This is a genomic window from candidate division WOR-3 bacterium, assembly GCA_039801365.1.
Classification (GTDB): domain Bacteria; phylum Hydrothermota; class Tepidihabitantia; order Tepidihabitantales; family Tepidihabitantaceae; genus JBDRUN01.
Genome location: JBDRUN010000065.1, coordinates 1 through 15,618 on the forward strand (window position 1 = coordinate 1; position 15,618 = coordinate 15,618).

The window sequence follows — 15,618 nt, forward strand, 5'->3', positions numbered from 1 at the left end:
CGCTCGACCTTGACGAGTTGCTGGCGCTACGGGTATCATATGAAACGCGCAAGCGTCAGGCAGGGGGTCACGATGTGCCTTGGCCGGCCCCTTAGGCCGGTCTGAACATGTTGCGCGGACGGTATTTCCGGCTAGAATCCTGCGTCATGAACCACCGTGAGCTCCGCCGGACGTTTCTTGAGTTCTACGCAAAGCGCGAGCACAAGATTGTGCCCAGTCTATCGCTCATCCCACGCGACGACCCAACCCTGCTCTTCACGAGCGCTGGTATGGTGCAGTTCAAACCACTATGGGCCGGCACGGTCGAGCTGCCGTACCGCCGGGCCTGTTCTATCCAGAAATGTCTGCGGGCCACCGACCTGCCCCAGGTGGGAAGGACTCCCAGACACTGCACATTCTTTGAGATGATGGGAAATTTCTCGTTCGGTGACTACTTCAAGGCCGAAGCGATACCGTGGGCCTGGGAGTATCTGACCGAAGTGGTGAAGCTTGACCGCGAACGGCTCTCAGTCTCGGTATTTGAGGAGGACGATGAGGCGTACGAAGTCTGGCACAAGAAAGTTGGGCTGGAGGAAAGGCGCATATTCAGGCTGACGGCTAAGGACAACTTCTGGGGCCCGGCAGGCGGTACTGGTGCGTGCGGGCCATGCTCGGAAATCTATGCTGACTTGGGACCGGAGTTCGGGTGCGGGAAGGAAACCTGCGCACCAGGTTGCGACTGCGACCGGTGGAGCGAAGTGTACAATATCGTGTTTCCGCAGTTCAATCAGTTGCCGGACGGTAGCCGTGTACCACTGAAGAACCGTGGCATTGACACCGGTATGGGACTGGAACGTCTGGCCCAGGTCTCGCAGGGCAGGAAGACGATATTTGACACCGACCTGTTCGCACCGATTGTGCGCGAGACCGTCAGAATCCTGCAAGAGGTAAAGAACAGCGAACCCGGAATCAGTACCGAGCAGCCTGAGGTCCGTACTCTGCTGAATGTCGTCGCCGACCATGCCCGGGCCCTGACGTTTGCGATTGCCGACGGCGCAATCCCATCAAACGAGGCGCGGGGCTACATTCTGCGCAGCATTCTGAGAAGGGCGCTCCTCTTCGCCCACCAGCAAGGTGTGCGGGAGCCGTTTCTCTTCCGGGTTTCCGGGGCCGTGGTTGAGCACATGAAGCAGTTCTACCCCGAGCTTGTGGCAAAGCGCGAACAGGCCGGACTCATCATCAAGTCCGAGGAAGAACGGTTCTTGCGCACACTTGACTGTGGCCTTGAGCTGTGGCAAGACGTGCTTGAGCAGCATCGCGCCGATGCCGTGATTCCGGGCGACGTTCTCTTCAAGCTGCACGACACTTACGGCTTCCACATCGAGCTGATCAAGGAACTGGCTCAGGATGCCAATGTCCGTCTCGATATCGAAGGCTTCGAGGCTGCGATGCAGGCACAGCGCGACCGGTCCAAGAAAGCAACTTTTATCAGTGCCGCCGAAGTGACCGCCGTGGTGAAGGAGACGAGGTTCGTCGGTTACGAGCGCGACGAAGTCGAAACCGAGCTGGTCGAGTTTCTGCCCTTAGAAGACCAGCAGCGTGAAGCAAAGCTGTATGAGGTCTATCTCCGGGATACGCCGTTCTACGCCGAGGCTGGAGGCCAGGTCGGTGACACCGGCACGATTGCCAGCAGCGACTTTGAGCTCGAGGTCCTGGATACCTACTACAAGCAGGGGGTAAGGGTCTCAAAGGCGAAGCTTGTTAAGGGCGAGATTGCGAAGGGCACGGTCGTTGCAACACTGGACCGCGAGCGACGCCGGGAAATCGAGCGGGCGCATACCGCAACTCATCTCTTGCACGCGGCCTTGCGCAGAATTGTCGGCGACTATGTAAGACAGGAAGGTTCGCTGGTTGAGCCAGGTCGGTTCCGGTTCGACTTCGCTTCCTTCGAGCCGTTGAGCGACGAGCAGTTGCACCGGGTTGAGAGCCTCGTCTATGATCAGATCGTCGCGGACCGCCCGGTCGAGCGAAAAACGGACGTGCCGTTAGAGCAGGCAAAAAAGATGGGCGCCGCGGCTTTCTTTGCCGAACAGTACGGCGAGAAGGTGACGGTTATCACGGTACCCGGGTTCTCAATGGAGCTGTGCGGCGGTACGCACCTGCGGTCAACTGGTGAAATCGGAATGTTTCGGATCATGTCTGAAACCGGGGTTGCGGCTGGCATCAGGCGCATCGAGGCACTCGTTGGCAAGGCCGCATTCCGGCGCTTCGCCGAGGAACGGGAGATTGTCCGACACCTGAAGAACACCCTGAACTCCAACGAAGAACTCCTGGCCCAAAAGGTAACTTCGTTGGTCGAAGAGACAAAGCGGCTTGAAACTAGGGTGAGAACGTTGTCCGGGCAGGTGGCGCGGCATAAGGCCGACGAACTCGCCCAGAAGGTGGAGTCGGTTGGCGGTGTGAACATCGTCACCGGCTACCTGCCAGAACTTGATCAGACTGAGCTTCGAATGGTTGCCGACCGGTTGCGGGAGAAAGTTCCGGCGCCATATGCCGGATTTCTCGCCGGCGGGACTGCGGCTGGTCGACTGCGCTATCTTGTTATTGTCAGCCCGGAACTGAGCCGGACGATATCAGCCGGGAACCTGGCAAAGACGGTAGGCCAGGCACTGGGTGGAGGTGGTGGCGGCCGGCCGGACATGGCCGAAGGCGGCGGCCAGGCTGACCGACTCGAAGCTGGACTCGCAACATTCCGCGCTGCGTTCTCGACCCCAGGCCGCCAGGTCGCTGACTCGGGTAACTCTGCCAATCCGTTACCGCCGGACTGACTCTACCGAGTCTGCTCGTCGTCTGCGAAGAAAATTCTTAACTAGACGCTTCGAAAGATTGCTGGCACAAAGTCTCTGGGCTGCTTGACCACCCCCTGCTGCCAACTATCATTGCTCGTGAAAAAGGAGGCCCAATGCTCAGGCTTCTTGCCATTCTTGTCTTTACGTCGGCGCTCGCTTCCGGCCTAACCCTTCGGCCGGTATCGGTTTCCCTATTTCCTCCGCTTTCAACCAACGGCGCCGGCAGCAGTAGTATTGAATCCCGCTTCTCGTTCAATGTCATTGGCGGCAACATCGGTGCGGTGCATGGCTTCGAGTTGGGCGGCGTGTTCAATATTGACCGGCTAAGCTCATCCGGCTGCCAACTGTCTGGGGTCTTCAACTACGTCGGCGGCACGATGCGTGGTGTGCAACTTGCTGCCATCAACATCACCGGCGGAGAGTTCCGGGGCGTACAGCTCGCCTCGTTCAACTTCACCGACGGCGAGTTCAAGGGATTGCAGCTCGGCTGCATCAACATCGCCGGCAACCTGGGCTCCGGGCTCCAGCTCGGCAACGTCAACGTTACGACCGACGTCAATGGTTTCCAACTCGGCAACGTCAACATCGGTCGTAACGTCTGGGGTGGTCAGGTCGGCAACGTGAACGTCTCCGGCATGGTCCGCGGCCTGCTTTTTGGCAACGTCAATGTCACCGGCGACTTTCGTGGCGTAATCGCCGGTAATGTCAACGTCACCCATGCCGGATCGGGATTCATGCTTGGCAATGTCAACATCTGCTCGTATCTTGATGGTGAGGCCCTGGGTAACGTCAGCATCATCGGTAACGGGTATAAGGCAATCTCGGTCTGGGCCGATGAGACCGGCCTGCCCCAGCTTGGTGCTAAACTTGGCTCCAAACACATCTACAGCCTGTTCGCGCTCGGTGTCGCACCGCTCGCCGACCCCGGTACCCGCTGGCTTCTCGCTCACGGACTCGGCGGCCACTTCCCACTCAAGAACACGCTCTTCTTCGACCTGGACCTAACCGGCTACGGCATGACCAGTGGTGAGGAACTAACGGATTGGAGGCTCGGCACAGACTTCTTCGCCAAACTGCGTCCCCAGCTCGGCTTCACAATCGGTCGCCGCGGTTCGATTGTGATTGGTCCCACCTTGAGCATGCGGCTCAAGGACAGTGAGGACCATGCGCGAATGACAACGATTGCCTTTGGATTCAAAGAAGGCTGGCTTTGGCAGGAAAAACTGTGGTACCAGGCATGGGCTGGGCTGATGGTCGGCATCCAGGTGAACTAGCGAAAGGACTCAGAAAACCCGGCGGTAAATATGGCGAAGGAAAAAGTGATGCGCACCTGGAAGATCGAAGAGCTGACCTGGATTGAGTTCAGGCAGCTTGTCCCGGATATGATTGACGCGGTACTCCTGCCCGTGGGCACGCTCGAAGCCCATGGCTGCATTGCGCTCGGCACTGACAACATCATCCCGGCCGCGATTGCTGAACGCATTGCACCCGGTCTGAACGCCCTTATTGCGCCGGTCATACCCTACGGCATCACTCGCTCACTTCTCGCCTATCCTGGCTCGACCAGCGTCACGCCCGACACGTTTGAACGCTATGTCTGGGAAGTGTGCACCAGCCTTGCCGACACCGGATTCCGCCGCATCGCCATCCTGAACGGCCACGGCGGCAATACCGAGCAACTCAAGAATATCTGCTTCAAGCTCTACCGCGACAAGAAGGTACTCAGCCTGGTCGTGGACTGGTGGGTGCACTGTGTAGAGGAAACCAGAGAAGTTTACGGTCACGAAGGCGGCCATGCCGGCACCGACGAAACCGCAATGATGCAGGCACTCCGACCCGAACTAGTGCGCATTGAATTATACAAGCCTGACCTTGCGGCCCAAGCCACGCCGGGGCTTATCACTTCTCCTTTCCCGGGCTCGATTATTCTCTACGAAAAAGACGAAGGTTACCCCGACTTCGACGCCAAGAAGGCCAAGAAGCTCCTGGACCTCGTCTGCGCCAAGCTCGAACTTTCCCTCTCCGAAGTCTTCCGGCGCTGGCAGACAATCCGCTGAAATTTGGGCAAGACCCCGGTACAGAGCATCCCGTGCCCGATTACGGCGCGACCGGACCGATGTTGAATACCTGGCTCCGGATCGCGGCGAGGACGTCCGGGTCCAGGCCGCGCGACTGCCACTTGTCTAGTAGTACCTTGGCAGCCAGGGCCAGGCTGTCGCCCGCAACATTCTTGCGTGTCAGTTTGAACAACTGCCGGGCATAGTCCAGATACCAGACGTAGTTGATGGTCTGAATCGCCCGCTCATTCAGGACCTCGCGGGTCATTTGTTCGACGTTGCACAGGGCGGTGATTGCCGCCTCGTAGCGTTCGAGCATCTTCGGCCGCTGGTCTTCGATCGCGGCCATCGCCCGGCCTACGTTGTATTTCCTGTCCCATTGCATTACTCTCTTTTCCGGACTCACAGACATATTGGCCTCCTTTCTGTTAGCGGACTTTTCGACCGGTTCCACCCAACCTGCCTTTGTTGTCCTGCCTTCACCAAGTTATATGGACATGGGTGCCGCTTTTGCCCAGGGAATCTCCAGTAAGCCTGCCGTTTCTCCGAATACAGGCCCTAACCACTTGTCCTTCAGCGAGTTGCCTGTAGTTACCTGGTGCTGAGTTTCGCACCGCTTATGGCAGGGGAAGTGACTCCCCCACTTACTTGCCGGGCTGGACGCGCTGTGATTCGTGTTCACAAGTGGCCGGAAAGTTCGGGCTAAACTATGTCCAAGAACCGTGCAGCTAGATGGCGCGCCAGCAGCTTCGCCGGTCCGAACCAGAGTTCAGCCGGGAACCGTGCCGGCAATTACAGGTACTTCAGTTAGGCGACCGGCTCAGCTTCGTACCCGGACTGGAAGACCACTACCTGCTGCAAGTTTCTGAGTTCTTTCCGGGAATCTAGCTATCAGTTTGCTGAACCGGCTTCTGTCCAGCGGCTTCAGGTTCAGCGCCCTGATGTCGCAACTGGCCCGGCCCAGCGACACAAGATAAAGAAGGTCGGCCAGCGCCTTTTCCGGCCAGGCCACATATAGAGAGTCCTGCTGCTCATAGCCGAAGAATAGGTCCTGGCGCAGCTGGCGGTACTCTATCTCAGTATCCGCGAGCTTCAGGCGGCGAGACCGGCGGGACGTGGCAAAGGTAAGCGCGTACGGCATCTGACTCTGGACTCCGTACCGCGCCAAGGCCGACTCAAACGAAAGGTAGGAAGGGAAGTAGTACGCGTTGCCCAGCCGTTCGAGGTCCGGCGCAACGTCAGGCAGACCGTAGAGCCCGGTTCCGATACGCTTCAGCAGCCCGGCCTTTGTCCAGCGTGCAAGAAACACGCGCAGACTCCCGGCTGAATGTCCGGTGACCTTGGCCAGGTCCGCGGTGGTGTAGTACGTTTTCCCCAGCCGCCGCAGGGCTTCAAGTACGTCACGCCTCACTTTGCTAGCTCCTCGACAACCGGGTAATAGCTCCTCGGCAGGTACTTGCGCAGGTCTCGCCTGAGTACCCGCACGTCAAACCGGGGGAGCTCGGCCGGAAGACTGCGGCCCGTCGCCTGTGCTATGAACCACAGGTCAAAAAGATCCCTGGCTGCCTTGCGCTCGGCCAGCGCGGCCAGTTTGTCTTTCCGGATTGCCTCGGCCGTCGCCACTCGCGCCAGCACCTTCAAGGGCGAGCAGGGTGAGGAAAGGAGACGGAGCTCGTTCGCCTCTGACCCGGGCCTGCGCCGGCTCACTTCAATCACTTGGCGGAACGGCCGCTCCAGCACCGCATCCCTGATGCGGAACTCGGCCAGAAACGTCCGGCGCTTCTCGGCCAGGTCAGTCAGTTCAAGGTCTGAATAGGCCATGCGGACCTGGCAGATTGATGACTCAAACGCGCGAAAGCCCATCGCCTTCGCGAGCGAGAAGTCCAGGTCGTCAGAAAACCGCGGCGAGCCGTACGCCAGGCGCAGTGCGGTACCGCCCTTGAACACCAGCCGCACGCCGGCCGGCGTGCCGAGCAGGACGCGCAACACCGCCAATTCCCAGTACTCGCGCACCACCGACTCGACGGCAATACCGAGCTCTGCGGCCAGCCTCAGTGCTATTGATAGTTCCATATTAGTTATCAGAAATGCTAATACTGCGTGAATATTATCATATGTCGGCAAGTTGTCAAGTCAGCCCGCACGGAGCGCGTGCAGGACGGCACTCGCTGCTTCTCTGGCGTTCTTTCTGGTCTATCCTGGCGCTCTTGGCGGTCTGTCGGTCTTCGGTAAGTGAGTGCCCGCGGTCAGCGGGCCACGGCGCGGGCAAGGCCGCGGGCGATGGCGAGGGCCCGCCTGACGACCGAGACCGGGTCCGGGCCGACCAGGAAGAACAAGGGCTCCTTGCCCCAGCCGCGTGTCTCGTAGAATACCGGCGGCACCTTGCCACCCGCGGCCTCGACCAGGAACTTCACCTTCCACGGAATCGAGCCTTTGTCCTTGCCGATAAGTACCTTTGGTTCGAGCGTACGGTCAATGCACCCGAACCCAAGGCCGTTCTCGGCGCAATAGCCTTTCACGTACTCGTGGATGGCTTCGTTCCAGCGGAAGTTCAGACCAGCGCGGACACTCGGGTCATACTTGCGTGCTTCCAGCATCAGCCGGGCCATATGGTCAGACACGCCCGGCCGAATCGGACCCGACGCCCTGGGCTTACCGGCTACCACCGTGATTCTACCGTCAACGCCCAACACCTGTTCGGGTCTGACCGCATCGTTGGGCACAAGCACGACATTGACGCGCACCTCCGGCACAAGCATGGCAAACTCGCGGCAGGATTCGAGCAGGCGGACGGCGCGCTCCAAGCGCTGCTTTGGGGAATAGGCCCTATTTGACCTGCGCCCGGCCTTCACCGCATCTTCTCCAGCGACTTGAAGTACGCGGCCCAAAACGGGTCCACGACCGGATGGACCAGCGGCTTCTCGCGGCCGTTCTCCACAAGCACCATTCCCTTGCGCGTGACCTCACCCACCACCGCGGCCGGAATGCGCTTCTTCTTGAGCGCGGAAAGGACTTTGTCCGCTTTCTGTGGCCGGCACATTATGATAAGCGTTCCCTCGCTGATTGACTTGTACGGGTCAATGCCGTACAGGTCGCATATCTCCGCGACGCACGGCATCACCGGTATCTGCTCTTTCACCACCCGCACGCCGAAACCGCCGGCCTGGGCCATCTCGTACAATCCGCCCCACAGCCCGCATTCGGTCGCGTCGTGCATCGCGGTCACACCCTTCTGCCGCGTGCCGACGCTGATTGCCGCGAGCGCATCCTCGACTACTGACATCTGCCAGAAAAGCCTTTCTGCTTTCCGGGCAAACGCCTCACCGTACTTCTCGGCCAGCTTCTGGGGAAACATTGCGGCGAAAATCCCCGACGCCTCGATGGCCGGTCCTTTGGTCACAATGATGGCATCTCCTGGCCGGGCAAACCTGGGCGAGACGTAGTCGGAAAGACCGCCCTCAGCCAGCACTGTCGCGCCACCCACCATCGGGTATCCGCAGTTGCCGTACCGTGCCGTATGGCCTGTTACTACCGAGACTCCGTAGCGCTTGCACTCCCGATGGATTGTCTTCCAGACGATTTCCAGTTGTTCTTCGGTAATCTGCATTGGTAGATTGAAGTCAATGGCAAGGTAGGTTGGCGCCAACCCGCTCGTCACCACGTCTGAAAGCAGAATGTGAATAGCAAACCACGCCGCGCGTTCCCACCCGTATTCGGGCACAATGAACACCGGGTCAGTGGTCATCGCTACGGCCCGGTTGCCGATGCGAACGATTCCTGTGTCTACCCCGTGCATCGGGCCGACAAGAACGTTACGGCTCTTCGCTCCGAGCCGTGGGTAAATCAGTTCCTCAAATACCTGCTGGGATATTTTTCCTATTTCCGGCAGCTTCTCTTTCATGTGGCGATTCTACGCAACTGCCCGCACCGGTCAACCCGCTTCGGGTAAAGTCCCGGTCAATTCTCTTCCGGTCGGGGTCTTCAGGGTCGCCCCGGGTTTCAGGCGTCGGACGCCCGGTGTCAGTTCTTCAGGTACTTCTCCGGGTTCTTGACAAACGCGGCCCGGCATGCCTTGCTGCAGAAGTAGTAGGTCTTTCCCTTGTGCACGTAAGAACTGACCGCAGTCTTGGGTGTAACCGTCATTTTGCACACCGGGTCTGTTTCTCCGGTCGGCTTGCGTATCGCTGCGAACCCTTGAGCCAGCACCTCGGGCGTGAAAACATACGCCCGGCCCACGATTGCACCCTCGCGGTTTACGAATGTCGCGCCTGGACAGTAAGCAAGGCCAAGCACCAGGGAACCGGCACAGCCCCGGTCCAGCACAAGAGGAAAATTGAGCCCCAGCTCTTCCTGCGCCTGAACCGCCATCTGCCTTGAGCCGCACACAACGCCGAGAAGCGTGATCGTCGTATCACCTGACTCATTTGCTGCCTTCTGCACCGCGGCCGCAACCAACCTACCGGCTGAATCCGGAGTAAAGGTGAAAAGAACTCTCGGGCCGATTTTGAGTTCCGCAACCAGGTCAACTGTGTCTCCGGTCAGTGTCATAAGCTGCACGCTCTCCGGCATTGTCCGTTGTTCACCGCAGGCTCTGGCACAGCCACCACATCCCGGTCCGGCCAGGGCACCAGCCGTAAGTAGTATCATGCCAGTGACTGCTGCTGCGATTGTTGAGTATTTCACGTTTTCTCCTGTCCTGTAGTCTTACGCGGACTGCGCGGCAATTCAGAATGTCTTTCGCTACCGCACAGCGCAACGGTTATCGTATTATACTCGGACGCAAGGTAGGGGGCAACTTCGGGCCGCGATTGACAAACACCGATACTGACGGCAACATGGGGGCCAAGACATAAGGAGCATCTATGACGAAGCACCTGTCCCTTTTCTTGACTCTGCTCTGTACGGTGCCACTGGTTGCCGCAACCAGAGACGAGACCGTCAGAACTCTGGCCGTCACCGGCACCGCCGAGGTGACCGTGACGCCTGACATCTGCTATCTCGGCTTCGGTGTCGAGACCGAAGACAAGCACAGCGCGGTCGCAGCCTACAAGGCAAACGCCAGCATTGTCGAAGCAGTACTGGCCGCAGTAAAGGCCCAGGGCATTGAGCCCAAGGATATCCAGACCGGCGGTCTGACCGTGTCGCCCCGTTACCGGTACGAAGAAAAGACCGGCCGCCAGATATTCGAAGGCTACTTGGTATCTCACTCGCTCCGGGTAAATGTCCGCGACCTCGGCAAAGTCTCAAGCGTACTCGATGCCGCGGTGAACGCTGGTGCGACGCGGGTATCGAACGTCAGCTTCACGGTCGAGAATCCGAAGAAGTACAATCAGGAAGCACGCGTCGAAGCACTCAAGGCAGCCCGGGTCAAGGCCGAAAAGATTGCCGAAGTAACCGGCGTGAAGCTGGGCCGGCCGATTTCGATATCTGAAGTCGAACCCGGCTGGTATGGCGGCTACTATGCTCAGGCGAACGTCGAAGCCCAGTACCGCGGTGGGGAACTAGGCGAAACACCACTCGCCCCGGGCCAAACCAAGCTCAGCCACACGGTCAACATAACTTACGAGATCGAGTAGCCGAAACCACCCGGCGCAGGCTGCTTGACCGGCTGCTGGTCTTGCTCTATGCTCGGTCAGTGAAGCCCGGTCGGTTCGCACTGATTCTACTACTCCTCGGCCCTGTCCTGTCCCTGGCATACGCCGCTGAACAGCAACTATTTATCGGTTACCGCTACGAAGCCGGTGTCGAGTCGAAACTCTTGGGCACGCTTCGCGCCAGTTTTGCCCCCCATCACCGCATCCGAATTGAAGCGGGCACAAGCTTCAGCGCGTTCGATCATCCCGGCTTTTCCCGACTCGGACTGACAGCAGGCATCTACGCCACTGACTTCTGGCAAGCCCAGGTCCAAATTGGGCTTCAGCACGAACAGTGGAATGACTGGCTCGTGGGCGAAAACCGGGCAATATTCCTCTTAGACGTCAGACCGCATCATCGAGCACTGTTTGGACTGGGCATCGCCTATCGGGCACCGGTTTTCAGCACGGTCCGCTACTGGCTGCCTTGGTGGTTCTCGAGTGACGCGCCAGAGGTGAATTTCCTCTACCGGGCAAGATGGGACTTCATTGAGCTTGGCCGGTTCTCTGCGTCAGCCGAACTGGCCAACGTCAACCTGATGGAGCTGCACAATCCTCAGCAATTTCCGGTGGAGCTGTCCGGCTCTTGGCGTATCGCTTCGGACTTGAGCTTTGTCTGCCGTTGTCGCACCGCGATGACCGGTCTTTCCGGATTGCTCATCTCATTCCCGGAAATCACCGCCGAACTCGGAGTAAGACATGGCTTCTAGCCGGCTGTCTGGCCTGCTTCGCTTGGCCTTGTTCCTTGTCTGTGCCGGCTGCCGATGGGACCTTGCCCAGATTGTTTGTCGGCCGACAGTTGACGAGCGAGTCAAAGCAAGCATCGCTGGTGAAATTCCCTGGCCCGAACCGGTCGAAGTTTCCCGCGACTCATTCTGCTTTGCGGTATTCGGCGACCCTCAGGTTGGCTCCGACGGCAAGCACCTCCTCGGCCGCTTCCGCGAAGACATCGGCCCGAAGCACATCTCTTTCTTCTGCGTGCTCGGCGACCTGACCAACGACGCCACCGAGCAAGAAGTGACTACTATCAGGGCGGCGCTCGACTCGGTCGGCGTGCCGTACTACGCGACTATCGGCAACCATGACTTGTACCAGAAAGAAGGCTGGCAGCGCTTCCGCGACAACTTCGGCCCTAGCTGCTACTCGGTCACGATCGCGGACCGGTTGAAGCTTATCTTCCTCGACACGGCCGAGGGCACGGTCGGCGAACGTCAGTTTGCATGGCTAGAGCAGGAACTTTCAAAATCTCGCAGTTGCCGCAAGGTCGTTTGCACTCACTTCCCCTGCTACGACGGTATCACACCCACAATGTGGCGAATGGCCAGCACCGCTGAGCGCCTCCGGCTCGAATCAATGCTCTCGGAATACCGGGTGCACGCGATAGTTTCCGGCCACATTCATGGCTGGCGTCATACCGAAATCGCCGGCGTCCATCACTTCATCGCCGGTACCATGTCGCTTGACTTGGACTATGGCACTAACGGCTACCTGCTCTTCACTTTTACCCGCGACTCGCTCTTCTGGGAGCGCGTGGAGTTCTAGCGGTCCGCCGCGGTGGTATAGACGATAAACCAACCGCAGGCATTCTTGACCCCTAGCCAACGTAGTGCTAGGCTTGTGCAAGGAGGCAACAATGATTTCTTCGTTGTTCGTGCTTTGTGCGACATCGCTGTTCTTGCCACCGGGAAAGGTCTTCGTACTGACGAAGACTACACCTGCCGGCGAACACTCCGTTGAGCTGGCAGCGCTCGACGACACAATCATTGACCTATCCGGCCGCTGGGGCGTAGCGGTCAACGCCGGGAACCTTGACAATGACCCGGGACTTGAAATCGTCTGCCGTCTGTCCAAGCCTGCGCCGAACGACCTGAATATCACCAAGCTCGTCGTGTTCGATGACGACCTTAGCTTCGTCTGGTCTGACACCTGGGGTGTTTCCGGCAACCCGGAAATGCCGTCGGTCACTCTCGCTGACCTTGACCTTGACGGCCGCGACGAAATCATCATGCCGATGGCCGAGACTCATTTCGCCGAACCGCCACTGTATAAGAACCGCATCTACGTGCTCGACGGGATGACCGGCAGAACAAAACCCGGCTGGCCCTTCATTTTGCCCGGCTGGCCCGAGGACCCATATCACGAGTCACATTCTGAGGTTGCGGCCGCGGACGTGGACGGTGACGACACGCTCGAGGTCGTGGTCCACGTCGAGGACCTTGGCTCAATTCGCAAGCCTGGGGCTGGATGTTACGTCCTGCGCCATGATGGTGACTCGCTCTGGAAATGCCTGTTCTACTCCGACACGCTCGACCGCCATGGTGCCTACACCAGTCCGGCGGTCGCGGACCTCGACGGAGACGGAAAAAAGGAAATCGTCTGCCATACCGGCCGGTTTCAGCGCGAGTATCCTTACCCGCTGGTTGAGCGTCGGCTGTTCATCTTGAACTCGGACGGCACGGTCCGCCGTTCATGGATAACCGAAGGCCCGGGTGCGGGCTACACACCGGACTATTCCTCGCCCGTCGTGGCCGACGTAAACCTCGACGGTGCGCCAGAAATCATCCTCTGCCGTCGCACCGGCTGGCTCGACTGCTTTGACACTAGTGGTGTGATGCTCTCAGGGTTTCCGGTCAACCTGACCCTTGACGCCAACTACTACCCGCCAAATCCCGTGACCCGGGCGTTCGCCTCCGCGGCCGTGGCTGACATTGATGCCGACGGCTCGCTTGAAATCATCACCGGCACCTCCGGGCGGCAGACCGACAACACCCGCTGGTCTGGCCGGGTCCACGCATTCCGATCAAACGGCACGCCGGTGTCCGGGTTTCCTTACACAACCCGCAACGCGGTCTGGTACTCACCCGGGGTCGCGAACCTGGACTTTGGGTGCGGCCCGGAAATCGCCACGACCGGATGCGACTCGGCGTTCTATGTCATCACCAAGACCGGTGACAGCCTGACCGGCTGGCCCAGGCGTGGATTCCCTACCTACTGGTTGCCTGATGTCGGATCGTACGCATTTATCGAGGGAATCATTCCGATGTCGCGCACACCGTTTGTTGCTGACTTCGACGGCGATAACTTGAACGAAATCCTGATGGAAGGCCGCGACGGTCGGCTCTATGTATGGGACACCGAAGGTCCGACCGACTCGACAACCCTGCCCTGCCCAACGTTCCGGTTCAACAAAGAACGTACTGGATTCTATCGCCACGTGCCAGTCGGCGTGCTGGAAGGCCAGACTCAAGGCCGGCTCTTGTCCAGCAGTTCGGTTACCCGCGTCGGCGCTCAGGTTAGCCTCACAGTGTCGCTTGCCGCACCGCAGGAAATAACGGTGAGCGCGTGGGACTGTTCAGGCCGACTTGCCGGGAAGCTGTTTTCTGGGTCACTTGCGGCCGGCCATCACGAACTGCGGATTTCGACCACAGGTCTTGAGCCCGGAGCCTATGTCCTCACAACCACAGCGCACGCCTTGTGTGCACGACTTATTCTCGTGCGCTGAACAACGGGTTAGGTCAAGGCTGGCTGCCAGCCCTGCTTAGGCGGGCCAATGGCCTGAAAGCGTGCAGAGGGAGCACAGCCTTGCTTACGCCGGGCGTCGGACGCACGGAGTCTAGGTAACCCGTGGGGATATTCTGAACTCAGAGTTCGGAATTCTGAGTTTCGGTCCGGTTGGAGAATCAGGGGCAAGGCACCTGATTCACATGCCAAACGCCAGGCTTGAAAAACCGTCGGCTGCCAGTTAGCCTTTGAGGCAACAACAGGAGAAAATATGGATCAGCGTATTAGGCCGATATTCGCGCGCCGGAGTGTCCGCGCATATACTGACGAACCGGTAGCAGCGCAAGACCTGAAAGCACTCCTTGAGGCCGCCATGGCTGCGCCCAGTGCCAACAATCGTCAACCATGGCGATTCGTGGTCGTGACCGACCGGCCAAGGCTTACGCAGCTCGCCCAGATTCACCCTCACGGCAAGATGCTCGCGACTGCCCGAGCATGCATCGCGGTATGCGGTGACACTGAAGTGGCACCCGACTACTGGATTCAAGACTGCTCGGCCGCGACCGAGAATATTCTCGTTGCCGCGGCAATGCTGGGGCTTGGTACCTGCTGGCTCGGCGTGCACCCGAGGCCGGACCGGGAAAGAGCAATCAAGGAATTCCTCGGCATTCCAGCCGGGATTGGACTCCTGTGCCTTATTGCGGTCGGTCATCCGGCCGAAGAAAAGGAACCCCGCACTCAGTACGACCCAGACAAAGTCCATCGCGAGCGCTGGTAGCCGCCTGAGGCTTCAGGTTGCATGCAATATCCCTGACGCAATGCGCCAGAAGAACTCTCTGCTGCAGCTTCGGAGTCCGGTGTTTCGACATTGTTTCCGTCGCCGGGTAGCACACCCGGCAATTTCTCGTCAGTTCTCCCGTTAGAGCTTTCGACAGCAGGTCTGCTGTGATACTTTGCATGACCGAGAAGTGCCGCATGCTCGCAGCGTAAACTCACCGGGGCGGGTTTGTCCCGCCCCGGCGTTGGATGTCGGATCAGTACGACCCGACCAATCGGTCTATCTCTGCACCACTAGCTTCTGGGTCTGCGAGTAGCCGCTAGCGTCAAGCCGGACAAGGTATATGCCTGATGCAACCTTGCGCAGGTCTAGCGCAACCGCACCAGCCTTGTTCGCCACAAGCGTCTGCCGCTGGACCGACCGGCCGGCAACATCAAAGACAGTCACCGTCACCGGCCCGGCCTTGGGCAGGCTGTAGCGCACCATTGCCCAGCCACCAGCAAGCGGGTTGGGCGAGACCCTGAACGTTGAACGATGTGCACTGAGTCCAGCCTGCACCCCAGAACGGCTGGCCACGAATGGTAGGCCGTATGGAGTCGTGCCTTCAACATAGCGCCACAGTTCGTAGCACTTGTTGCCCTTCAGGGCAAAGAACGCTCCGCCACCATAGGCTACTAGGTCACCACCTGCCTTCACCCGCTTCTTCTTGGCCGTGCTGCCGTTACCAGGCACGGTGTCAAGCTGATGCCAGGTGTCTGGACCAGGGAAGTACTTGAAGAAGCCTTGCGTGTTGCCGCCTTTGAGCGCATACAGGTTGCTCC

The 15,618-nt window shown here is 59.3% G+C and carries 15 protein-coding genes; 8 read left to right on the top strand and 7 right to left on the bottom strand.

Features of this window, described 5'->3' with window-relative positions:
• The first annotated feature begins 146 nt into the window (after positions 1-146).
• The 3 genes from alaS (at position 147) to ABIL25_08235 (ending at position 4,885) form a co-directional block, all read left to right on the top strand.
• Positions 147-2,807, top strand: a complete 2,661-nt coding sequence (alaS, locus tag ABIL25_08225; GenBank protein MEO0082261.1) for an alanine--tRNA ligase — start codon at positions 147-149, stop codon at positions 2,805-2,807.
• 134 nt (positions 2,808-2,941) lie between these two features.
• On the top strand, positions 2,942-4,102 hold the full coding sequence (locus ABIL25_08230; protein ID MEO0082262.1) for a hypothetical protein: 1,161 nt from the start codon (positions 2,942-2,944) through the stop codon (positions 4,100-4,102).
• A 30-nt stretch (positions 4,103-4,132) separates the two neighbouring features.
• Positions 4,133-4,885: a creatininase family protein gene (locus ABIL25_08235; protein ID MEO0082263.1), complete on the top strand. Its 753-nt coding sequence runs from the start codon at positions 4,133-4,135 to the stop codon at positions 4,883-4,885.
• Between the two features lie 40 nt (positions 4,886-4,925).
• Here the strand turns inward: ABIL25_08235 and ABIL25_08240 are convergent, their stop codons facing one another.
• From ABIL25_08240 to ABIL25_08265, 6 genes are all read right to left on the bottom strand, one after another.
• Positions 4,926-5,297: a hypothetical protein gene (locus ABIL25_08240; GenBank protein ID MEO0082264.1), complete on the bottom strand. Its 372-nt coding sequence runs from the start codon at positions 5,295-5,297 to the stop codon at positions 4,926-4,928.
• Positions 5,298-5,705: 408 nt separating this feature from the next.
• Positions 5,706-6,296 (bottom strand): hypothetical protein, encoded by a 591-nt coding sequence (locus ABIL25_08245; GenBank protein MEO0082265.1) that lies wholly within the window; start codon positions 6,294-6,296, stop codon positions 5,706-5,708.
• Complete coding sequence (locus ABIL25_08250; protein ID MEO0082266.1) at positions 6,293-6,958, bottom strand: nucleotidyl transferase AbiEii/AbiGii toxin family protein; 666 nt, start codon at positions 6,956-6,958, stop codon at positions 6,293-6,295. Before ABIL25_08250 ends, ABIL25_08245 begins: the two co-directional genes overlap by 4 nt.
• Positions 6,959-7,131: 173 nt before the next feature.
• Positions 7,132-7,689 (bottom strand): thiamine-phosphate synthase family protein, encoded by a 558-nt coding sequence (locus ABIL25_08255; GenBank protein MEO0082267.1) that lies wholly within the window; start codon positions 7,687-7,689, stop codon positions 7,132-7,134.
• 44 nt (positions 7,690-7,733) lie between these two features.
• Complete coding sequence (locus ABIL25_08260) at positions 7,734-8,786, bottom strand: AIR synthase family protein (GenBank protein ID MEO0082268.1); 1,053 nt, start codon at positions 8,784-8,786, stop codon at positions 7,734-7,736.
• Positions 8,787-8,905: 119 nt separating this feature from the next.
• On the bottom strand, positions 8,906-9,568 hold the full coding sequence (locus tag ABIL25_08265; GenBank protein MEO0082269.1) for a YHS domain-containing protein: 663 nt from the start codon (positions 9,566-9,568) through the stop codon (positions 8,906-8,908).
• 179 nt (positions 9,569-9,747) lie between these two features.
• On the opposite strand from ABIL25_08265, the gene ABIL25_08270 reads away from it, so the two are divergent.
• The 5 genes from ABIL25_08270 (at position 9,748) to ABIL25_08290 (ending at position 14,797) form a co-directional block, all read left to right on the top strand.
• A complete protein-coding gene (locus tag ABIL25_08270; GenBank protein MEO0082270.1) occupies positions 9,748-10,461 on the top strand; it encodes an SIMPL domain-containing protein in 714 nt (237 codons plus the stop codon).
• Between the two features lie 59 nt (positions 10,462-10,520).
• Positions 10,521-11,228, top strand: a complete 708-nt coding sequence (locus tag ABIL25_08275; protein MEO0082271.1) for a hypothetical protein — start codon at positions 10,521-10,523, stop codon at positions 11,226-11,228.
• Positions 11,218-12,060, top strand: coding sequence for a metallophosphoesterase (locus ABIL25_08280; protein MEO0082272.1), 843 nt, complete (start codon positions 11,218-11,220; stop codon positions 12,058-12,060). Before ABIL25_08275 ends, ABIL25_08280 begins: the two co-directional genes overlap by 11 nt.
• A gap of 91 nt (positions 12,061-12,151) precedes the next feature.
• A complete protein-coding gene (locus tag ABIL25_08285) occupies positions 12,152-14,020 on the top strand; it encodes a hypothetical protein (GenBank protein ID MEO0082273.1) in 1,869 nt (622 codons plus the stop codon).
• Between the two features lie 270 nt (positions 14,021-14,290).
• The gene (locus ABIL25_08290; GenBank protein ID MEO0082274.1) at positions 14,291-14,797 is read left to right on the top strand and encodes a nitroreductase family protein; all 507 of its coding nucleotides are present in this window, start codon (positions 14,291-14,293) and stop codon (positions 14,795-14,797) included.
• A 279-nt stretch (positions 14,798-15,076) separates the two neighbouring features.
• On the opposite strand, the gene ABIL25_08295 is transcribed toward ABIL25_08290, so the two are convergent.
• Positions 15,077-15,618, bottom strand: a 542-nt coding sequence (locus tag ABIL25_08295) for a T9SS type A sorting domain-containing protein (GenBank protein ID MEO0082275.1), incomplete at its 5' end; no start/stop codon positions are given.